This window comes from Streptomyces spiralis, assembly GCF_014654675.1.
GTDB lineage: Bacteria > Actinomycetota > Actinomycetes > Streptomycetales > Streptomycetaceae > Streptomyces > Streptomyces spiralis.
Map to the genome: position 1 here is coordinate 89,862 of NZ_BNBC01000006.1, position 19,257 is coordinate 109,118.

The following is a 19,257-nucleotide window of genomic DNA, read 5'->3' on the forward strand; positions in this document are numbered from 1 at the left end:
GCGGCCGCCCCCGGGCATGACGAAAGGCCGGAAGGCGGTCACGCCTCCCGGCACGGCGAGGGGCCGGAAGGCTGTCCGCCTCCCGGCCCCTGATTCCACGCGTGTGCGGCCCGCGCAGGCCTGTCGGCCCGTCAGTCCGACTGCTGCCGCTTGGGGCGCCAGACGACCAGGGCGCTGGTCTGCTGGACCTCCTGGTAGGGGACCAGGTCGCGGCGGTAGGAGGCGTGGACGGCGGCCTCGCGCTGGCGCATCGTGGCCGCGGCGCCCTCCAGGGCCGCCTGCAGTTCCGCGATCCGGGACTGCAACGCGGCGACCTGGTTCTCCAGTTCGATGATCCGCTTGATGCCCGCGAGGTTGATGCCCTCGTCCTGCGACAACTGCTGCACCTGACGGAGCAGTTCGATGTCGCGGGCCGAGTAGCGGCGGCCCCGGCCGGCGGTGCGGTCCGGGGACACCAGGCCCAGCCTGTCGTACTGACGGAGGGTCTGCGGGTGCAGTCCGGACAGCTGAGCGGCCACGGAGATGACGTACACCGGTGTGTCTTCCGTCAGTTCGTACGGGTTGCGACGGCGCCCGTCCATCTCCCTCATGCTCCCTTCGCGGCCTCGAACAGCTCCGCCCGCGGATCCTCGCCCGCGGTCGCCTCGCGATACGCCTCCAGCGCGTCACGAGCCTTCCCCGACAGGTCCTTGGGGACACGCACCTCCACGGTGACCAGCAGGTCCCCGCGGCTGCCGTCCTTGCGGACCGCGCCCTTGCCACGGGCCCGCATCGTACGGCCGTTCGGCGTGCCCGGAGGCAGCTTCAGCGTCACCGGCGGTCCGCCCAGCGTGGGCACCCGGACCTCGCCGCCGAGCGCGGCCTCCGGGTACGTGACCGGCACGGTGACCGTGAGGTTGTCGCCCCGGCGCCCGAAGACCGGGTGCTCGCCGACGTGCACCACCACGTACAGGTCGCCCGCCGGTCCGCCGCGCTCGCCCGGGGCGCCCTTGCCGCGCAGCCGGATGCGCTGCCCGTCGTTCACCCCCGCCGGGATGCGGACCTGCATCGTCCGGGACGACTTGGCACGCCCCGAGCCGTTGCAGACCTCGCACGGGTTCTCCGCGATCAGCCCGCGGCCCTTGCAGTCCGGGCACGGGTCGGTCAGCGAGAAGCCGCCGCCCGAGCCGCGCGCCACCTGGCCGGTGCCGACGCAGGTCGGGCACACCCGCGGCGTGCCGTTCTTGTCGCCGGTGCCCGAACAGGCCTTGCACGGCTGCTGGCTGGACATCCGCAGCGGCACCGTGGCGCCCTCGATGGCCTCCGTGAAGCTCAGCGTGACCTCGGACTCGACGTCCTGGCCGCGCCGCGGCTGGGTACGCGTGCCGGCGCCGGCGCCGCCCCGGTTGAACAGGCCCCCGAAGACGTCACCGATCCCGCCGCCGAAGCCGCCCCCGCTCTGGGTGCCGCCTCCGAAGAGGTCGCCCAGGTCGAAGTTGAAGGAGCCGCCGCCCGCCCCCGGCCCGGGGCGGAAGCCGCCGTTGCCGAACAGGGTGCGGGCCTCGTCGTACTCCTTGCGCTTCTTGGGGTCGCCGAGCACGTCGTTCGCCTCGGAGATCTCCTTGAAGCGCTCCTCGGCCTTGGCGTTGCCCTTGTTGGCGTCCGGGTGGAACTCGCGGGCGAGCTTCCGGTACGCCTTCTTGATCTCGGCCTCGGTGGCGTCCTTGGGGACGCCGAGGACCTTGTAGTAGTCCTTCTCGATGAAGTCCTTGGTGCTCATCCCCGACGTCCCTCCTCTCCTGCGTCGTCACTCACGACGCCCCCGGCGGCCATGGCACCCGCGGGTGCCATGGTGCCTATGGCGCCTTCGCCGTCAGCCCTCCTCAGGGCCACTGTCCTTGCCCTCACCGGCGTCGCCGGCCTCACCCTGCGCGTCGCCCTTGGCCTTGCCGGACTCCTCGGCCGGCTTGACCGTCTGGGCGCCCGGCTGGGGCTCGGCCACCGCCACCCGCGCGGGGCGGATGGTGCGCTCGCCGATCCGGTACCCGGGCTGCAGGATCGCCACGCACGTCGTCTCGGTGACGTCCGGCGCGTAGGAGTGCATCAGCGCCTCGTGGACCGTCGGGTCGAAGGGCTCGCCCTCCTTGCCGAACTGCTGCAGTCCCATCTTGGCCGCCACGGTCTCGAGCGACTCGGCGACGGACTTGAAACCGCCCACCAGTTCGCCGTGTTCCCGTGCGCGCCCGATGTCGTCGAGCACGGGCAGGAGCTCGGTCAGGAGGTTCGCGATGGCGATCTCCCTGACCGCGACCCGGTCGCGCTCGACCCGGCGGCGGTAGTTCTGGTACTCGGCCTGCAGCCGCTGGAGGTCCGCCGTGCGCTCGCCGAGCGCCGTACGCACCTGGTCCAGCTGGGCCGTCAGACCGGCCGACTGAGCGGCGTCCCCGGCCGGGGCCGCCCCCTCCTCCTTGGCGGAGGAGGCGGCCTTCGGCTCGGCGTCGTCGGAGGTGGCGCCGGAGGGGACGTCGGGCTGCTGCTCGTCGAAGCCCGGGGTCTCCTCCGTCACGCGGCACCGTCCTTGCGCTCGTCGTCGACGATCTCGGCGTCCACCACGTCGTCGTCGGCCTTCGCCTGGCCGGCACCGGCGTCACCGGCACCGCCCGCGGCCTGCGCGGCCTGGGCGTCGGCGTACATCGCCTGGCCGAGCTTCTGGGAGACGGCGGCGACCTTCTCGGTGGCGGTGCGGATCTCGGCGGTGTCCTCGCCCTTCAGCTTCTCCTTGAGCTCGCTGACGGCGGACTCCACCTCGGTCTTGATCTCGCCCGGGACCTTGTCCTCGTTGTCCTTGAGGAACTTCTCGGTCTGGTAGACGAGCTGCTCGCCCTGGTTGCGGGTCTCGGCGGCCTCGCGGCGCTTGTGGTCCTCCTCCGCGTAGCGCTCGGCCTCCTCGCGCATGCGGTCGACCTCGTCCTTCGGCAGCGAGGAGCCGCCGGTGACGGTCATCTTCTGCTCCTTGCCCGTGCCCAGGTCCTTGGCGGTCACGTGCATGATGCCGTTGGCGTCGATGTCGAAGGAGACCTCGATCTGCGGGACACCGCGCGGGGCCGGCGGCAGACCGGTCAGCTCGAACATGCCGAGCTTCTTGTTGTACGCCGCGATCTCGCGCTCGCCCTGGTAGACCTGGATCTGCACCGACGGCTGGTTGTCCTCGGCCGTGGTGAAGATCTCCGAGCGCTTGGTCGGGATCGTGGTGTTGCGCTCGATCAGCTTGGTCATGATGCCGCCCTTGGTCTCGATGCCGAGGGACAGCGGGGTGACGTCGAGCAGCAGGACGTCCTTGACCTCGCCCTTGAGGACACCGGCCTGGAGCGAGGCGCCGATGGCGACGACCTCGTCCGGGTTCACGCCCTTGTTGGCCTCCTTGCCGCCGGTCAGCTCCTTGACGAGCTCGGCCACGGCGGGCATACGGGTGGAGCCACCGACGAGGACGACGTGGTCGATCTCGTTGATGGAGATGCCGGCGTCCTTGATGACGTTGTGGAACGGCGTCTTGCAGCGCTCCAGAAGGTCCGCGGTCAGCTGCTGGAACTGGGCGCGGGTGAGCTTCTCGTCCAGGTGCAGCGGGCCCTCGGCGGACGCGGTGATGTAGGGCAGGTTGATCGAGGTCTCGGTGGACGAGGACAGCTCGATCTTGGCCTTCTCCGCCGCCTCACGCAGACGCTGGAGGGCCATCTTGTCCTTGGACAGGTCCACGCCGTGGCCGGACTGGAACTGCTTGACCAGGTAGTCGACGACGCGCTGGTCCCAGTCGTCACCACCGAGGTGGTTGTCACCGTTGGTGGCCTTCACCTCGACGACGCCGTCGCCGATCTCCAGCAGCGAGACGTCGAAGGTGCCGCCACCGAGGTCGAAGACCAGGATGGTCTGGTCGTCCTTGTCGAGGCCGTACGCCAGGGCGGCGGCGGTCGGCTCGTTGACGATGCGCAGCACGTTCAGACCGGCGATCTCACCGGCCTCCTTGGTGGCCTGACGCTCGGCGTCGTTGAAGTACGCCGGGACGGTGATGACCGCGTCGGTCACCTTCTCGCCCAGGTAGGCCTCGGCGTCCCGCTTCAGCTTCTGCAGCACGAACGCGCTGATCTGCTGCGGGTTGAAGTCCTTGCCGTCGAGGTTGATCTTCCAGTCGGTGCCCATGTGGCGCTTGACCGACCGGATGGTCCTGTCGACGTTGGTGACGGCCTGACGCTTGGCCACCTCGCCGACCAGCACCTCGCCGTTCTTGGCGAAGGCGACGACGGACGGCGTGGTCCTGGCGCCCTCGGCGTTGGTGATGACGGTGGGCTCGCCGCCCTCCAGAACGCTGACGACGGAGTTAGTCGTGCCCAGGTCGATGCCGACCGCACGTGCCATGGTGAATTCCTCCAGCTGACTTGAGTGGAACGGACTCAAGTGTGCACGACCCATGCATCCGGGTCAACAGACCTGAGTCGGCTCCACTCAACTCTTATCCATCCCTTACACGCAAGGACTCTCTGACCTGCGAAAAAGCGGACCCCCGGAGCGGCGGGGCGGGATATTCAGGTTGACGAGCGGGGCTGGGAGTGAAGATCTGCGAGGCGTACTCCCGCCGGTTCTGCGTCATATGCGTGCTGTGCGGAGCTCCGAGCGCGTGGGGCGCGGGAGGGGGCGTGGGGGCGTGGAGCGCCCGGAGTGCGCCGGGGGTGCGCAGCCCTTCGGAAGGGGATACGACCGCGGGGGTGCGCACCGTTCCCGGATCGGCGGCGGCCCGGGCTCCGGTGCCGTACGGATCGGCGGGGCGCGGGCGGGACCGGGTGGCCGTGCCGTATCCGCCGTACTCCTCGACCGTACGCGACCGGGCGGCCGTGCCGTAGCCGTCGGCCGCCGGGCGTGACCGCGTGCCGGTGCCACGGCCCTCGGCCCCCGCGCGCGACCGGGTGGCCGTGGCGTACGTCCCGGTCGTGCCGGACCTGGTGGCCGTGGCATGGAGTTCGGTGGGGCGGCGCGGGCCGTACACCCGTACGCACAACAGGCCGAGAACGGCCGCCAGGACAGCGCCCGCCAGCCACAGCCCGCCCACCGGTGCCAGCCAGCCCGTGTGGATCAGGACGCCGACCAGGACCGCGGCGAACGTCCCGGCGCCGAGCACGACGGTCGCGCCCGGCGGAGTGAGCCCCAGCCGGCGCAACCGGTGGGCGAGGTGGTCGGGGCCGCGGCGGTGCGCGGGGCGTCCCGCCAGCCGACGGGAGAGGACGACGAGGACGGCGTCGGCGGTCGCCATGGCGGTGAGCGCGAACAGCACGGCCGCGGTGGACCCGGCGTCGTACCCGGTGCGGACCAGCACCGCCGCGGCGGCCAGCACGAACCCGGTGAACAGGGAGCCGCACGCGCCGAAGGCGATCCGCGCCGGATGCCAGTTGTGCATCAGGAAGCCGGTGAGGGCGGCGGCCAGCACGCTCAGCAGCACCGCGAGGTCGTCCATCATCTCTGCCGCCGCGCACACGCCCGCGCCGAACGCGGTGAGCACGCCCACCGTGCCCGCGAGGCCGTCGGCGTGGTCGAGCCCCCGGAAGGCGGCGGCCACACAGGCGATCCAGGCCACCGCGGCGAGACCCGCCGGCAGCCCGGTCTCGTCGTACGGCACCACGAAGGCCGCCGCGACGGCCGTACCGACGAGCAGGAACCGCGCCTTCAGCCGCCAGACGTCCGCGACCAGCCCGAGGACGGCCACCCCGGCGCCCGCCGCCAGCAGCCTTCCCACCTCGTGGCTCAGTGGCGCCGCACCCGTCCAGCCGCCCGCCGCCGCGACCAGGCAGGTGCTGCCCACCACGGCCACCCCGCCGAGCAGCGGCACCGGCCGCACCCTGCGCCGGTCGACCATCCCCAGGCGCAGCGCGGGCACCCGGAGCAGGGCCGAGAGCACGGCGGCGAGGAAGAGAGCGGAGGTGGCGGTCGCGATCCCGTAGAGCACGGCTCTTAAATTAGGGGTATATCGATCGATTGGGTGTGAATAACACGATCAGGACAGAATTGGATCAACAGGAGCCTCTCAGGCAACCCTCAGCGACCCAGATCACCCCGCGTGCGGCTACATTGCGACGGAGGATGGGGGTAGTCTCAAACGGACTGCATAAGTTACCGCTTAGTAATTTCGAGGCCGCCTCACAGGAGCCCCAATGCAACTCGCCGCGATCATCGTGTCGCTGGTCCTGATCGTGGTCGGCGTGGCACTGTTCGGCCGCGCCCTCCTGCAGATCTACAACTTCATGCGGCTGGGTCAGTCGGTACCGGCCGGAACGCGGACCAACGATCCCACACAGCGCACCATCACCGTGGTCAGGGAGTTCCTCGGCCACACCCGGATGAACCGCTGGGGCGTCGTCGGAGTGGCGCACTGGTTCGTGGCGGTGGGCTTCTTCACCCTGCTGCTGACGATCGTCAACGCGATCGGGCAGCTGTTCAAGGCGGACTGGATCCTGCCGGTCATCGGCGAGTGGGCGCCGTACAACGTCTATGTCGAGTTCATCGGCACCATGACGGTCGTCGGCATCCTCGTCCTGATCGCGATCCGCCAGCTGAGCCACCCGCGCACGCCGGGGCGCAAGTCCCGCTTCGCGGGCTCCAACTTCGGCCAGGCGTACTTCGTCGAGGCCGTCATCCTGATCGTCGGCGTCTGCATCTTCATGCTGCACGCCCTCGAAGGCGCCCAGCACCACGTGGACTCCTACGAGGCCTCGTTCTTCATCTCCTACCCGGTCGTGTCGTGGCTGAAGGGCATGGACGTCTCCACGCTCCAGAACCTCACCTACTTCTTCGCCGGCCTGAAGATCGCGACCTCCTTCATCTGGATGATCGTGGTCGGCCTGAAGACCGACATGGGTGTGGCCTGGCACCGCTTCCTGGCGTTCCCGAACATCTACTTCAAGCGCAACGCCACCGGCGAGACCTCCCTCGGCGCGCTGCTCCCGATGACGTCGGGCGGCAAGGCGATCGACTTCACCGACCCCGGCGACGACGACGTCTTCGGCGTCTCCCAGGTCGAGCAGTTCTCCTGGAAGGGCCTGCTGGACTTCTCCACCTGCACCGAGTGCGGCCGCTGCCAGTCGCAGTGCCCGGCCTGGAACACCGGCAAGCCGCTCTCCCCGAAGCTGCTGATCATGTCGCTGCGGGACCACGCCCACGCCAAGGCCCCGTACCTGCTGGCCGGCGGCGGCAAGACGATGGAGGGCGAGGAGAAGGCGAGCGAGGAGCAGCTGGCGGGCGTGCCCGCGTCCGCACTCGCCGAGGCCGAGCGCCCGCTGATCGGCACCGCCGAGGAGAACGGCGTCATCGACCCGGACGTGCTGTGGTCCTGCACCACCTGCGGCGCCTGCGTGGAGCAGTGCCCGGTGGACATCGAGCACGTCGACCACATCGTCGACATGCGCCGCTACCAGGTCATGATCGAGTCCGCGTTCCCGTCCGAGGCGGGCACGATGCTCAAGAACCTGGAGAAGAAGGGCAACCCCTGGGGCCTGGCCAAGAAGCAGCGCCTGGAGTGGACCAAGGAGGTCGACTTCGAGGTCCCGGTCGTCGGCAAGGACATCGAGGACCTGACCGAGGTCGAGTACCTGTACTGGGTCGGCTGCGCCGGCGCCCTGGAGGACCGCGCCAAGAAGACCACCAAGGCCTTCGCGGAGCTGCTGCACATCGCGGGCGTGAAGTTCGCGATCATGGGCGGCGACGAGAAGTGCACCGGTGACTCCGCGCGCCGCCTGGGCAACGAGCCCCTGTTCCAGGAGCTCGGCATGGAGAACGTCATGTCCCTCAACGCCGCCTTCGGCGAGGAGATGGACGAGGACGGCAAGGTCGTGCCCGAGTCGGCCAAGCCCAGGTCGGCGAAGAAGATCGTCGCCACCTGCCCGCACTGCCTGAACACCCTCGGCAACGAGTACCCGCAGCTCGGCGGCGACTACGAGGTCATCCACCACACCCAGCTGCTCCAGCACCTGGTCGACGAGGGCAAGCTGATCCCGGTCACGCCGGTCGAGGGCATCATCACCTACCACGACCCGTGCTACCTGGGCCGCCACAACAAGATCTACACGCCCCCGCGCGAGATCATCGGCAAGGTCCCGGGCCTGCGCAACGAGGAGATGCACCGCCACAAGGAGCGGGGCTTCTGCTGCGGCGCGGGCGGCGCGCGGATGTGGATGGAGGAGCGCATCGGCAAGCGCATCAACAACGAGCGCGTCGACGAGGCCCTGTCGCTGAACCCGGACATCGTCTCCACCGCCTGCCCGTTCTGCCTGGTGATGCTGACCGACTCGGTCAACGGCAAGAAGAACGAGGGAGCGGCGAAGGAGTCCATCCAGGTCGTCGACGTCGCCCAGCTCCTGCTCGACTCCGTCAAGACCCCGGTCGACCCGGCCGGCGACGCGGAGAGCGAGAACGCTCCGGAACCGGAGCCGGTGAAGTAGGAGCCGGTGAGGCAGTCGGCCCGCTGGGTCGACGACCGACGCCCCCATGCCCGTCGTACGCGTACGGACATGGGGGCGTCGCCGTTTGTCGCCCGGCGGGGCCTACGCGCCCTTGGGCGCGGCTTGCTGCACCACCTCGAAGGACCACAGGGTGGAGCCGGAGGCGGCGGGCCTGGGCCGCTCCTGGCCCTCACCCGCACCTCCCTGATGAGCGGCCTTCATCGGCCCCTCCATCCAGGCCTGGAACGACTCCTCGTCCCGCCACCGGGTGTAGACGAGGTAGGTGTCGGTGCCCTCGACGGGACGCAGCAGTTCGAACCACTCGAACCCGTCGGAGTTCTCGACGGCGTGCGCACGCGAGGCGAACCGCTTCTCGAGGGTCTCCCGCTGCTCGGCGGGCACGGTCAGCACGTTGATCTTGACTACGCTCATGGGCCCATCCTGCCCGCTGCGCTGCCGGAGCGGCCCGGGGACACCCCCGGCCACCCACTGCCGAGCGCTCGAAGGCACCGTCCCCGCCTCCCCGACCGGAACCCCGACACCGCCCCGGTACTCAGGTAGGAGAGCCGTCCGGCGGTCCCCTTAGGGGATGTCACAGCTCGGCCGCAAAGCCGGGCCCGGACCCCCGGGCCCGGCACGCGGCCGTGCCGGAGCAGGTACGTTCGACGACGTGGCTGGATTCAGGATCGGACGCGGCGGCCGGGACGGCCGGGCCCCGCAAGCGCGCCCCCAACAACCCCCGTACGGACGGCAGGCGCCCCGCCAGGCGCCGTCGTACGGCTACCCGTCGGCGCCGCAGCCGTACCCGCAGCAGCAACCGCAGTACGGAGGCGGCGGGCCGGGCGCGGGCCCCTGGCCCCAGGCGAACGGCGGCGGCTACGGCGGCCACGGCGAGCCGGAGTACTTCGGTGACGGCGGCACCCATCCGCAGGGCGGCCCCGACCCGTACGCGGCCAACAACCCGGGGCACACGCAGGCGTTCTCGATCGGCGAGGACCCCTACAACCAGGGCGAGACCTACCGCGCGGGCTCGGCCCCGGCCGGCCCGATCGGCCCGCGCCTGCACTGGAAGGACCTCCTGCGGGGCATCGTGCTGTCCCCGCAGCAGACCTTCCTCCAGATGCGCGACTACACGATGTGGGGTCCCGCCCTCATCGTGACGTTCCTCTACGGCCTGCTGGCGGTCTTCGGTTTCGACGGCGCCCGGCAGGACGCGATCAACGCCACGCTCTCCAACGCGGTCCCGATCGTCCTGGTCACGGCCGTGGCCATGGTGATCAGCGCCTTCATCCTGGGCGTGGTCACCCACACCGTGGCCCGCCAGCTCGGCGGCGACGGCGCCTGGCAGCCCACGGTCGGCCTGTCCATGCTGATCATGTCCCTCACGGACGCGCCGCGCCTGCTCGTCGCCCTGTTCCTCGGCGGTGACGCGGGCTTCGTCCAGCTGCTCGGCTGGGCCACCTGGGTGGCCGGCGGCGCCCTGCTGACCCTCATGGTCAGCCGCTCCCACGACCTCCCCTGGCCGAAGGCCCTCGGCGCCTCGGCGATCCAGCTGATCGCGCTGCTGTCGATCGTGAAGCTGGGCACGTTCTGACGGCACGCACGGACTCCGACGGCACATACGAACAGGGAAAGGGCCCCGGCACGAAAGCCGGGGCCCTTTCCCTGTCGTAGTCGTGTTGCGCTCTTCTCCCGGGGGACCCCTAGGCGTCGAGCACCTGCCCCGCCCGCTTCACGACAGGCGGCTCGACCGACCAGGCTGACTTGACTCTATGACGGTAGTAGTCTGACCCCTGCTCCGGAGGCAGGGGAGGCCCGAACGTGGCACGCAGGGTGGGGATCTACACCCGCATCTCGCGGGACGACGAAGGCGAAGCGCTCGGTGTCGCGCGGCAGCAGCAGGACTGCGAACGTCTCGCGGACCTCCGATCCTGGCAGGCCGTGAAGGTCTACGAGGACAACGACGTATCCGCCTTCAAGCGCAACGTCGTGCGCGAAGAGTTCGAGCTGATGCTCAAGGATCTCCGCGCGGGCCTCATTGACGGCATCGTGGCGTACGACCTTGACCGGCTGGCGCGACAGCCGCGGGACCTCGAACGTCTCATCGAGATCTACGACGAACGCCCACGCCTGGAGTTCGCCACGGTCACGAACGACATCAACATCGGAACGCCGGACGGCCGCACGATGGCGCGCATCATGGTCGCGTTCGCCAACAAGTCGTCGCACGATGCCTCACGCCGCATCCAGCGGAAGCACCTGGAGTTGGCCCAGCAGGGCAAGGACAGCGGCGGGCCGGCGCCGTACGGGTGGCAGAAGGACGACCGCACAAAGGTCGACCCGGAAGCAGCAAAGGCCATCCGCGAGGCACAGCGGGAGATCCTGGCCGGCGTCCGCATCGGGACCATCCGAACGAGATGGCAGGAGCAGGGCTTGGGTAACCCTCGGGCGGGGACCAAGCGAATGGCTCACCACCACGTCGAGCACATCCTGACGAACCCGCGATTGGTCGGGTACCGGACGTATCACGGCGAGATCCTTTACGGGGAGGACGGCCAGCCCGTCAGGGGCGAGTGGGAGCCGATCAACACTCTTGATGAGTGGGAAGCGGTGTGCGCGGCGATCGCCGAGCGGAAGCAGAAGCACCCCGGAAAGATGCTCGCGCGGAAGTACCTACTCTCAGGGATCGCCCGCTGCGGACTCTGCAAGACCAAGATTCGAGGTCAGGTCAACCAGAAGTGGCAACCGGGCTCGAAGGCGGCACGGTTCACCTATCAGTGCTCCGTGGTGAACGGCGGTTGCGGCAAGGTCGGACGCGTTGGCGATCCCGTTGACAAGCTGATTGCTCAACTCGTGCTTGAAGAGCAGCGTGCCCGAGCGGCGGTAACAGAGGTCCCTTTCGATCAACGCTGGCCCAAAGACGCCGAGTTGGAGCAAGTCAACGAAGACATCGCCCAGCTCGTCGAGGCCGAGAGGTCCAAGCAGATCACGGTGGCCACGCTCTTGCAGCTCTTGCCCGCTAAGGAACGGGAACGCGACGAGCTGAAGTTGGAACGGGCTCGCTTCTACAAGGAGCAGAAACAAGCAGAGGCCAAGGGCGAGGCCAGGAACATGACCGTCGACGAGTTCTTGGCACTGCCCGTCGAGCGCCAACAGGAGATCGTGCTGCACAGCCTCTCTGCTGTGATCATCCATCCAGCCGGCCGAGGCCGACGCAAGTTCGACCCCAGTCTCATCGAACCAGTCTGGCGCTGATGGTCAGGCCCGCCCCTGCAACACGAGCGCACGGCGGACCCACTCCTCATCCCGCTCAGGAGCCCGGCGGAGATGCATCTGAATCCACTCATCCGTAGTCATGATTTTCTGCTTCACCGCGTCCTTCCGGGACGGTGGCCGCTTAACGTCCTTGCTCATCGGGGGCACCTCCTGCCAGTTCCTCGCGTGCGGTTTCGCGGTTGAGCTGGATGTCCCGGCGGATGTTGGCGGCGAGCCAGGATTCGCCGGGCGTGTGGCCGTGGCCGGCGTAGACCCAGTGGGCAAGGGTGAGCGTGGTTGCTTCCTCGTCGTCCGGGTCGGGCAGGCCGAGGGCTTCGCGTTGCTGGGCGGCGCGGTAGTCGGCGCGGACCTGGCGGAGGGCGCCGAGGGTGGTGGAGTAGCGGCGGGACTTGGTGGAGAAGTGGCCGCGGAAGCCGAGCATGTGAGCCCAGTCCCGTAACTTGCGGTCCGGGTAGAGCGCGTGCAGGTCGAGGCATGCGGCGATGAGACGGGCCGGATGCTCGGGGACGCCGAGCAGGGCCAGCGCTTCCTTGTTGCCGATCCGGCGGTCGACGGTGCCGGTGGTTTCGGCAGCTTTGGTGGCGTACTTGGCCACGTAGGAGGCGACGGCCTGTTCGGTGATCTCTTCGCCGTGGCCGAAGGCGCCGATGGGCTGCACGTCGAGCTGGGCGCCCCAGCGCAGCGTGCGGGCCGGTTCCTCGCCCGCGGGAGGCACGTCGACCTGGACGCGGGCGGCAGCGGCCCGGATGGAGTCGGCGAGGAGATCGAGGGTGGCCCAGGCCGGCGGGGGGCTGTCGGGTCCCTCGGGGCCGTCGAAGCGGATCACGGCGTGGAAGTGGACGGCTCCGCGCTTTTGGTACTCGGCGACTTTGCCGAAGGAGACGCGCGACTGTTCGCGTGCGGCTTTCTGGGTGAGCCCAGCGCGGCGGGCGATCTCGCGACGGAGGTAGATCGTGAAGTAGCGCCACAGTTCAGAGGCATGGTTGTTCCACAGCACCGCGCCCGCGTAGTCGTAGGCGTCCGGGTCGAGCGGGGCGCCCAGCTCGGGGGCGTCTTCGGGATGGTGGGTGCCGCAGCGGCAGGGCCGGTTGCCGGGGCGGTTGTGGACCGGGCCGAACGAGGGCGCGGTGAGGGTAGCGAACACGCGCGGGTGGTCGCGGATCGTCTCCGGGGTGCCCTTGGCGGGGTCACCGACGAGGCCCGCGCGGATGAGGTGGTAGGTGTCGCCGGCGTAGGTCCAGGCGCAGGATGGGCAGCGGGAGGCCCTGCGGTTGCCGCAGGCCACACGCAGGACGCCGCCGGGCTCAGTGGCGGTGGAGTAGGAGTGCAGGACGTGCCCGGTCTCGCGGTCGCGGGTGATGGTGGAGCCTTGCAGGCGGATCGGGTCGGTGCAGCCGCCGGTGCGGCGGATCTGTTCCTGGATGCGGTCGAAGCCGTCGGACCCGGCCAGCCTCAACACGTCGGCGAGAGTGGCCGGGTCCAGGCCCGCCAGGGTGGCGGTGTCGGTCACGCAGCCACCTCCAGCAGGGAGGCGTACAGGCGGGAGCCGATCCATTCGGTGTAGGCGGGCGGGATGCACTCGCGGATGCCGTCGCGGTTCATCCACGGCACGCGCATGTCGTCGCGGGCCTCCTGGACGCCGGAGAAGTTGCCGACGTAGTGGGCGAAGTGCCCGGCGGCGCGGGGGCGGCCCATCTTGGTCAGGGGCGCGTTGTGCGGGCGGTGGCGGGGCGGGGTGAAGGCGAAGCCGCCACCGGTCTCGAACAGCCGATGCCGGTAGGTGCGCATCCCGAAGACGGCAGCGCACAGGGTGACCGGGTCACGGAGTTCGGGTGCAGCTTCTTCCACGTTCTCGATCACCCAGGGCCGGCCGGTGGCTTCCAGCGCGGACCGGATGGGGGCGATCAGGTCGGGGTGGTCGCGGTGCTGGATGCGCTGGGCGAGGGTGTAGCGCTGGCACGGCGGCGAGGCGTGGATGAAGTCGAACTCTGCCCCGTGTTCGCGTACAAAGGTGATGGCGTCGGCCTGGATGAACCGGAAGGGATAGCGGGGCTGCGGGGCGAGGTCGACGCCGGTGACGTCGAAGCCGGCAAGGTGGTAGCCCATGGCGGCGCCGCCCTGGCAGCAGAACAGATCCAGTACCCGCAGGCCGTTGGGGAGCGCGGTGTTCACCGGTTCTCCTCCTTCGGGGTGTGGGTGTCGATCCACTCCTCGGCGCACACCTTGTGGACGGGCTTGCCGCTGTCGGAGCGGAGCGGGGTGGGCTTGGTGCAGATCACGCACGGCTTGTCGCCGGTCGGGTCGAAGTGGTCGGCGGAGCGCCAGTCGAGGAGGGCCACTGCGGTCACCTCCCGGCCCGGGCGAGGTCGGCGGCCGGGGCGGTGTGGCCGGTGCCCTTGCAGGTCGGGCAGGCAACGATGAGGGTTACGCGAGTGCCGTCCGGGTGGCGGGTGCCGGCGGTGATGGCGACGGCGGCGAAGCCGTCGCAGTCACGGCAGACGCGCGTGTTCTGGGCGTGCTGGGGCATGATGAGGCTTCCCTTTCGGGTCCGATGGGTCTGGAAGGGGTGCAGGCGCCGGGGCGGCGGATCTTTGGCGAGAGAGCCGCCCCGGGGCCGTTCAGCGCTTGTGCAGGTCCTTGATGAGCAGGCGCAGGACGACCGCAACCACGGCGACCGAGACGCCGGTGATGGCGACGGCCAGGAGCATGGAGACCAGGACCGTGCCGACGACGAGGACGACGGCGCCGCCGCCGGCCGCCAGGGCGAGCGCGCTGCCCGGGGTGAGCTGAACCGTGGGCCGATTCGACACCGGGGCCGGGGCAACCCGAGCCGGCGGGACGGTGGCCGGGGCGGTGTTGGTCGTGGGCCCCGGGGCCGGGGCTGTGGGGGCGGTGTCCGCGGGCGGGTACTTAGGCGTGAGCATGAGAGCTTTCCTCCTGTCAGGCGGTGCAGCGGTGGGTGCGGGCGGAGAGTTCGGCGGCCGAGCGGTCGCGGTGGTCGGTGGAGAAGCCGCAGCCGGGGGCGGTGCAGGCGGCGGTGTGCCGGGTCTGGCCACGGCCGTTGTTGTAGGTGCCGACCTTGACCGGCCCAATGCGGATCACGTCGTAGAAGCGGTTCGGGCGCACGGGCGAACCTCCCTTCGGCATCAGGCGAGTTGGAGTTGTGCGGCGATCGCTTGGCAGGTCGGGGCAGGCAGGCCGAGCCGGGCGGTCAGCGCTTCGGCGGTGATCTGCTCGCCCGTCGTCTTCCGGTGTGCGTCGACGATCGAGCGGGCGTGGTCGAGCAGGGCCGACGGAACGGCCGGGGTGCCGGCGGGCGGCTTGGCCGGTGCCGGGGCGAGTTCCGCCGTCAGGACCGGAGCCGGGGCAGGCTCGGGGGTGTCTGTGCGGTGCATCTCGACTTCCGGCGCTGCCGGTTCGTCCGGCTCCGGGGCCAGGGCCGTGGTGGCCGGGGCGGGGGCGTGGACGAGGAGGGTTCCGCCGAGGAAGGCGAGGGCGGGCCAGCCGGCGACGAGGATGCGCAGCCAGGCGGGCACGTGGTGCAGGTCGAGCATTCCGGCCGTGGCGACGTTGGCGCCGAGTGAAGCCGCGAGGGCGATGGCGAACCAGGTCCAGGAGGACCGGTCTCGGCCGGCGCGCAGTCGACGCCAGGCAGCGACCAACAGTAGGTCGACCGAGACCGGGTAGGCCCACGCCTTCCATCCGGACTGCCCTGCCGCCGCAGCCAGGTCGTGCAGGTGCGCGAAGGACAGGGCACCGGCGATCACGGCTTGGATGAGGACGGCATCAGGGCGGATCGAACGGTTCACGGCGATCACTCCCCGTCCGTCGGCACTTCGCCGGTTCCCAGGCAGGTCAGGCAGAAGCCGGACTGTTTGCCGACCGCGCGGCGCTTGCGGCCGACGAGGACCGTGGTGGGAACCTCCCCGCTGCCCTTGCAGTCGGGGCAAGGGACCGGCTTGGGCTTGGTGTTCTTGCGCTGAGCCATGACGGATCCCCCTCTCAGTCCGTGACCGGCAGCGGCTTGACCAGCGACGGACCCGGCTTCGGGGCGTCAGCGGGCACGTGCGGCCGGTAGGGGTCCAGGGCGGGGAGATCCGGGACGAGGTGGGCGAACTCCCGGCAGACCGCCATCACCTCATCGCGGGAGGTGTGCGGGGTGCGGATCTTCGCCCAGCCCCCGGAGGAGTCCGCCGCGACCGCCGTTCCGGGACGCTCCGCCGGGATCAGAGAGGCGGCCACAACGGCATCCGGGGCCACGTCCGCCAGGCCCATTTCGGCGGTCTGTTTGTCGTTGACCCGGTGAACGACCCGGCCGGTGAGCTGGGCGCGGAGCATGGTGGCGCCCTTGCCCAGCTCGGAGCCGAAGCGCTGCCCGCAGATCTCCAGATGTATGCCGACCGCGCGGGCCATCTGCGCCAGCCGGATCAACGCGGTGACGATCCGCTCCCGCCGCTCCTCATCCTTCCGGGAGGAGATCAGGAACAGTTCCGCCACCTCGTCGACCAGGACGACGACCGGCACCGGCCGTAACTCCTCGGGCAGCTCCCACACGTCCGAGACGCCGTGCAGGCTCAGCAGGTCGAAGCGGTCTTCCATTTCGGAGACCAGCACGTCCAGCAGTGAGACGGCATCGTCCGGGGTGGTGGCCAGGGCCGACAGCCGGGGCGCGTACGCGGAGTGTTCGACACCGCGCTTGCAGTCGATGCCGACCAGCGCCACCGGCAGCCGAGCCAGGCCCTTGATCAGGTTGCGCTGATAGACGGACTTGCCCGAGTTGTTCGCGCCCAGCGTCAGCGCCATGGGCACCTTGCGGTAGTCGCGGACGAACGCGGTCCCGTCCTCCCGTAGAGCCACCGGCACGGCCAGGCCCTCAGGGCGGGCACCGCGGGGAAGCCGGACCCGGCGCAGCACGTCATAGCCGGTCATGCGCAGCTCGACGTACCCCGGCTTGGTCTCAGCGATGGTCACTGAGTGCACACCCCAGGCGTGACGCAGCCGCTCGGATGCGGCCATCAGGTCGGCAGGTTCCAGGCCGGCGGGAAGCCGCAGGGTCACCCGCAGCCCCGTCGACGTGCCCCGGACCCGGCGCACCTTCGGCGGGACGGGAAGCACGTCACGACGGGCCACGTTCCGCGTGATGAACGCCCGCAGGCGCGACGGCTGGACCGTCAGCCCACACACGTCCATCGTCGAGCGGTAGGAGAGGGTGAACCGGCCCCAGGTGACCGGCAGCCCGACCAGCGACCAGTACACGCGCGGCGCACGGTACTTCGCATAGCCGATGCCGCCGGCCCCCGCGAGGGCTCCCGTGGCCTCCAGCACCATGGACAGGTCGGTCATGGTCAGGCCGCCGGGGTGATCGCGACGGCGCGGAACGAGATGCCGTGCCGCTTCTGGCCGTTGAACTCGTTCTCCCAGTCCCGCGCCTTGAGGCCGACGACCCGCACCGGCATGCCCGGCGCCAGGCCCTCGGGGTAACCGGTCTCCGCGATGGTGACCTGGTAGAGGTTGCCCTCTCCCTCGTCCGAGACCAGCAGCCCCACCGTCGACAGCGGCGCACCGGTCTCCCGGTCCATCGCACGCTCACCCGTCTTGGCGTTGGCCAGCTTCGGCGTCGGGGCGGTCGCCACGAACACCACAGCGGTCGAAAGGTCGATCTTGAACGACGGCATTATGGAGTCTCCCTCTTGGGATAAGCCCCGGGCTGCGTCGTGATCTTGGCGGATGGCACGTAGCCCGGGGCGCCTTGTTCTTGCGACGCCACCGAAGCTACTCGCAGAAAAACTGCGAGTCAACAGAAAAACTGCGACTAGTAGTAGAACTCCGGGTCTGCGAGACTGAGTGCTAAGCCAAGGGAGGAAGATATGAGCAACTACGGGCTCTTTGTCCGCTTCACGCTGCGCGACGGCGCCGGCGAAGCGTTTGACGCCCTGGTCCGACAGACCGCCGCAGGCATCCAGGCGCATGAGCCCGGCACGCTGGTCTATGCGTGCCACGAGGTCGAGGGTGCGCCCAATGAGCGGATCTTCTTCGAGATCTACGCCGATCGAGAGGCCTTCGAGGAGCACGAGCGTCAGCCCCACACGCGCCACTTCCTGACGGAGCGCGACAAGTACGTGCAGAAGACCGAGGTGGACCGGCTCCAGCCGTACGCCGGCAAGTACCCCACCGGAGCCGAGAAGTGACGACTGCCGACACCACGGCCCTGGGTCCGAAGGTCAAGGAGCTGCGCCGCGCCGCGGGCATGTCGCAGAGCGACCTTGCCGCCGCGATGGGGCGGTCAGAGAGCTGGGTGTCACAGGTCGAGAGAGGCGTACAGCCCGTCGAGCGACTGTCTGTCCTGCAAGCCCTGGCCGACGCGCTCAATGTGTCCGTGCGAGAGCTTCGGCCAGACGCACCCCCAACAGAGGAAGCCGAACCAGAAGCCCAGGCGAGGAGCAACGATCTCGACGGCCTACGGGTAGCCCTCACCGGTCACCCCGCACTGGGCAGCCTCTTTCAGCAGCCGCCGACCGAGCCGACCCCGTCGGTTGCCGACTTCCGTCAGCAGGTTGAAGAGGCGTGGACACTCGTACACGCATCGAGCTACGCGGCACTCAGCGATCACCTCGCCAAGCTGCTACCCAGCATCGAAACCGCAGTACGTCAGGCGCCTGCGGGTGACCGCACCGAGCTTCACTCTTTGCGTGCCAAGGCGTACCAGGTGGCCGCAGCCAGCTTTACACGGCAAGACCAAGCGGATGCGGCGTGGATCGCAGCAGACCGGGCATTGCAGGCGGCGGAACTGGCGGGCCAGCCCCTAGAGGTGGTCGCCAGCCTGTTCCGCATGGCGCACGCCTTCATGAGGCAGCAGCACATGGAGCAGGCGGAGCAAGCAGCGAGGTCCGCTGTGGCCGTCATGGAGCCGAGGGCAGAAGCGCCGGCATGCCCACCGGAAGAACTGTCACTGTTGGGCGCCATGAACTTGGTCCTTGCGGTGATCAACGCGCGGGAGGGGAACCGGGCGCAGACCCATGAGCACATCGAGCGGGCACGGGGGATCGCGGCGCGATTGGGAGGGGACCGCAACGACTTCGACACGGAGTTCGGGCCGACGAACGTGGAAGTCCATGCTGTGAGTACAGCGGTGGAATTGGGGGACGCAGGGCTTGCCCTGGAGGTGGCCCAGGACGTGAACACATCGGACCTGTCGCCCGAACGGCAGTCCCGTTTCTTGCTTGACGTGGCGCGAGCACACGCGCAGCGGCGACATGTCGGCGAGGCTACAGCCGCGATCTTGGAGGCCGAGACTTTGGCGCCCGAGCAAATCCAGGACCACCACCTTGCCCGCGAGGTCATCCGCGACTTGATCCAGCTCTCCGGTCCCCGGGTGCCCGAAGCCCTACGCGACTTGGCCGAGCGAAGCGCTGTCCTCTAGACCGCCCTGTTACAGGTTTCTCTACCTCATCAAGGCACCCGGCTGCGCTCCGCTCCGCCGGGCGCGCTTCCCGGCTCCGCTCCGCGCTGCGCTCCTGCCTTCGGC

At 69.7% G+C, this 19,257-nt stretch carries 21 protein-coding genes; 5 read left to right on the top strand and 16 right to left on the bottom strand.

Annotation, left to right across the window (positions count from 1 at the left end; all coding sequences use genetic code 11):
* Positions 1 to 131 precede the first annotated feature (131 nt).
* From IE318_RS08890 to IE318_RS08910, 5 genes are all read right to left on the bottom strand, one after another.
* Entirely contained in the window at positions 132 to 581 is a 450-nt protein-coding gene (locus IE318_RS08890) for a heat shock protein transcriptional repressor HspR (RefSeq protein WP_030173883.1), read from the bottom strand.
* A gap of 5 nt (positions 582 to 586) precedes the next feature.
* Positions 587 to 1,759: a molecular chaperone DnaJ gene (dnaJ, locus tag IE318_RS08895; protein WP_030173881.1), complete on the bottom strand. Its 1,173-nt coding sequence runs from the start codon at positions 1,757 to 1,759 to the stop codon at positions 587 to 589.
* A 93-nt stretch (positions 1,760 to 1,852) separates the two neighbouring features.
* A complete protein-coding gene (gene grpE, locus IE318_RS08900; protein WP_030173879.1) occupies positions 1,853 to 2,545 on the bottom strand; it encodes a nucleotide exchange factor GrpE in 693 nt (230 codons plus the stop codon).
* Positions 2,542 to 4,389 (bottom strand): molecular chaperone DnaK, encoded by a 1,848-nt coding sequence (dnaK, locus tag IE318_RS08905; protein WP_189898348.1) that lies wholly within the window; start codon positions 4,387 to 4,389, stop codon positions 2,542 to 2,544. The genes grpE and dnaK overlap by 4 nt, the downstream gene beginning before the upstream one ends.
* Positions 4,390 to 4,483: 94 nt before the next feature.
* Positions 4,484 to 5,968, bottom strand: a complete 1,485-nt coding sequence (locus tag IE318_RS08910) for an MraY family glycosyltransferase (RefSeq protein WP_189898350.1) — start codon at positions 5,966 to 5,968, stop codon at positions 4,484 to 4,486.
* A gap of 205 nt (positions 5,969 to 6,173) precedes the next feature.
* Here IE318_RS08910 and IE318_RS08915 point away from each other — a divergent pair, with 205 nt between their 5' ends.
* Positions 6,174 to 8,456, top strand: a complete 2,283-nt coding sequence (locus IE318_RS08915; protein ID WP_189898352.1) for a (Fe-S)-binding protein — start codon at positions 6,174 to 6,176, stop codon at positions 8,454 to 8,456.
* A 102-nt stretch (positions 8,457 to 8,558) separates the two neighbouring features.
* On the opposite strand, the gene IE318_RS08920 is transcribed toward IE318_RS08915, so the two are convergent.
* Positions 8,559 to 8,888: an antibiotic biosynthesis monooxygenase family protein gene (locus IE318_RS08920; protein ID WP_189898353.1), complete on the bottom strand. Its 330-nt coding sequence runs from the start codon at positions 8,886 to 8,888 to the stop codon at positions 8,559 to 8,561.
* A 157-nt stretch (positions 8,889 to 9,045) separates the two neighbouring features.
* Between IE318_RS08920 and IE318_RS08925 the strand changes: the two genes are divergently transcribed.
* Positions 9,046 to 10,050, top strand: a complete 1,005-nt coding sequence (locus IE318_RS08925) for a Yip1 family protein (RefSeq protein ID WP_189898355.1) — start codon at positions 9,046 to 9,048, stop codon at positions 10,048 to 10,050.
* A 227-nt stretch (positions 10,051 to 10,277) separates the two neighbouring features.
* Positions 10,278 to 11,711, top strand: coding sequence for a recombinase family protein (locus tag IE318_RS08930; RefSeq protein ID WP_189898357.1), 1,434 nt, complete (start codon positions 10,278 to 10,280; stop codon positions 11,709 to 11,711).
* Between the two features lie 142 nt (positions 11,712 to 11,853).
* Here IE318_RS08930 and repSA read toward each other — a convergent pair whose 3' ends face one another.
* From repSA to IE318_RS08980, 10 genes are all read right to left on the bottom strand, one after another.
* Positions 11,854 to 13,242 carry a replication initiator protein RepSA gene (repSA, locus tag IE318_RS08935; protein WP_189898359.1) on the bottom strand — a complete coding sequence of 463 codons (1,389 nt, stop codon included), beginning with the start codon at positions 13,240 to 13,242 and terminating at the stop codon, positions 11,854 to 11,856.
* Positions 13,239 to 13,904 carry a class I SAM-dependent methyltransferase gene (locus IE318_RS08940; protein WP_189898361.1) on the bottom strand — a complete coding sequence of 222 codons (666 nt, stop codon included), beginning with the start codon at positions 13,902 to 13,904 and terminating at the stop codon, positions 13,239 to 13,241. Before IE318_RS08940 ends, repSA begins: the two co-directional genes overlap by 4 nt.
* A complete protein-coding gene (locus tag IE318_RS08945; RefSeq protein WP_189898668.1) occupies positions 13,901 to 14,080 on the bottom strand; it encodes a hypothetical protein in 180 nt (59 codons plus the stop codon). The genes IE318_RS08940 and IE318_RS08945 overlap by 4 nt, the downstream gene beginning before the upstream one ends.
* Positions 14,077 to 14,259 carry a hypothetical protein gene (locus tag IE318_RS08950; RefSeq protein ID WP_189898363.1) on the bottom strand — a complete coding sequence of 61 codons (183 nt, stop codon included), beginning with the start codon at positions 14,257 to 14,259 and terminating at the stop codon, positions 14,077 to 14,079. The genes IE318_RS08945 and IE318_RS08950 overlap by 4 nt, the downstream gene beginning before the upstream one ends.
* A 91-nt stretch (positions 14,260 to 14,350) precedes the next feature.
* Positions 14,351 to 14,656 (bottom strand): SpdD protein, encoded by a 306-nt coding sequence (locus IE318_RS08955; protein ID WP_189898366.1) that lies wholly within the window; start codon positions 14,654 to 14,656, stop codon positions 14,351 to 14,353.
* 16 nt (positions 14,657 to 14,672) lie between these two features.
* Positions 14,673 to 14,858, bottom strand: coding sequence for a mobile element transfer protein (locus tag IE318_RS08960; RefSeq protein WP_189898368.1), 186 nt, complete (start codon positions 14,856 to 14,858; stop codon positions 14,673 to 14,675).
* A gap of 20 nt (positions 14,859 to 14,878) precedes the next feature.
* Complete coding sequence (locus IE318_RS08965; protein ID WP_189898370.1) at positions 14,879 to 15,541, bottom strand: DUF2637 domain-containing protein; 663 nt, start codon at positions 15,539 to 15,541, stop codon at positions 14,879 to 14,881.
* A gap of 5 nt (positions 15,542 to 15,546) precedes the next feature.
* Positions 15,547 to 15,720, bottom strand: a complete 174-nt coding sequence (locus IE318_RS08970; RefSeq protein ID WP_189898372.1) for a hypothetical protein — start codon at positions 15,718 to 15,720, stop codon at positions 15,547 to 15,549.
* A gap of 14 nt (positions 15,721 to 15,734) precedes the next feature.
* Positions 15,735 to 17,075 (bottom strand): FtsK/SpoIIIE domain-containing protein, encoded by a 1,341-nt coding sequence (locus tag IE318_RS08975; protein WP_189898374.1) that lies wholly within the window; start codon positions 17,073 to 17,075, stop codon positions 15,735 to 15,737.
* A gap of 2 nt (positions 17,076 to 17,077) precedes the next feature.
* Entirely contained in the window at positions 17,078 to 17,407 is a 330-nt protein-coding gene (locus IE318_RS08980) for an SCO3933 family regulatory protein (RefSeq protein WP_189898376.1), read from the bottom strand.
* A 192-nt stretch (positions 17,408 to 17,599) separates the two neighbouring features.
* Here IE318_RS08980 and IE318_RS08985 point away from each other — a divergent pair, with 192 nt between their 5' ends.
* Both IE318_RS08985 and IE318_RS08990 read left to right on the top strand, forming a co-directional pair.
* A complete protein-coding gene (locus IE318_RS08985; protein WP_189898378.1) occupies positions 17,600 to 17,920 on the top strand; it encodes a putative quinol monooxygenase in 321 nt (106 codons plus the stop codon).
* A complete protein-coding gene (locus tag IE318_RS08990; protein WP_229903409.1) occupies positions 17,917 to 19,152 on the top strand; it encodes a helix-turn-helix domain-containing protein in 1,236 nt (411 codons plus the stop codon). The genes IE318_RS08985 and IE318_RS08990 overlap by 4 nt, the downstream gene beginning before the upstream one ends.
* Positions 19,153 to 19,257 lie beyond the last annotated feature (105 nt).

Excerpts from the sequence above, each read along its gene's own strand:
- IE318_RS08890 (WP_030173883.1), bottom strand. The coding sequence starts at position 581 with ATGGACGGGCGCCGTCGCAACCCGTACGAACTGACGGAAGACACACCG.
- dnaJ (WP_030173881.1), bottom strand. The coding sequence starts at position 1,759 with ATGAGCACCAAGGACTTCATCGAGAAGGACTACTACAAGGTCCTCGGC.
- dnaK (WP_189898348.1), bottom strand. The coding sequence starts at position 4,389 with ATGGCACGTGCGGTCGGCATCGACCTGGGCACGACTAACTCCGTCGTC.
- IE318_RS08915 (WP_189898352.1), top strand. The coding sequence starts at position 6,174 with ATGCAACTCGCCGCGATCATCGTGTCGCTGGTCCTGATCGTGGTCGGC.
- IE318_RS08920 (WP_189898353.1), bottom strand. The coding sequence starts at position 8,888 with ATGAGCGTAGTCAAGATCAACGTGCTGACCGTGCCCGCCGAGCAGCGG.
- IE318_RS08925 (WP_189898355.1), top strand. The coding sequence starts at position 9,046 with ATGTCACAGCTCGGCCGCAAAGCCGGGCCCGGACCCCCGGGCCCGGCA.
- IE318_RS08950 (WP_189898363.1), bottom strand. The coding sequence starts at position 14,259 with ATGCCCCAGCACGCCCAGAACACGCGCGTCTGCCGTGACTGCGACGGC.
- IE318_RS08955 (WP_189898366.1), bottom strand. The coding sequence starts at position 14,656 with ATGCTCACGCCTAAGTACCCGCCCGCGGACACCGCCCCCACAGCCCCG.
- IE318_RS08970 (WP_189898372.1), bottom strand. The coding sequence starts at position 15,720 with ATGGCTCAGCGCAAGAACACCAAGCCCAAGCCGGTCCCTTGCCCCGAC.
- IE318_RS08975 (WP_189898374.1), bottom strand. The coding sequence starts at position 17,075 with ATGACCGACCTGTCCATGGTGCTGGAGGCCACGGGAGCCCTCGCGGGG.
- IE318_RS08980 (WP_189898376.1), bottom strand. The coding sequence starts at position 17,407 with ATGCCGTCGTTCAAGATCGACCTTTCGACCGCTGTGGTGTTCGTGGCG.
- IE318_RS08985 (WP_189898378.1), top strand. The coding sequence starts at position 17,600 with ATGAGCAACTACGGGCTCTTTGTCCGCTTCACGCTGCGCGACGGCGCC.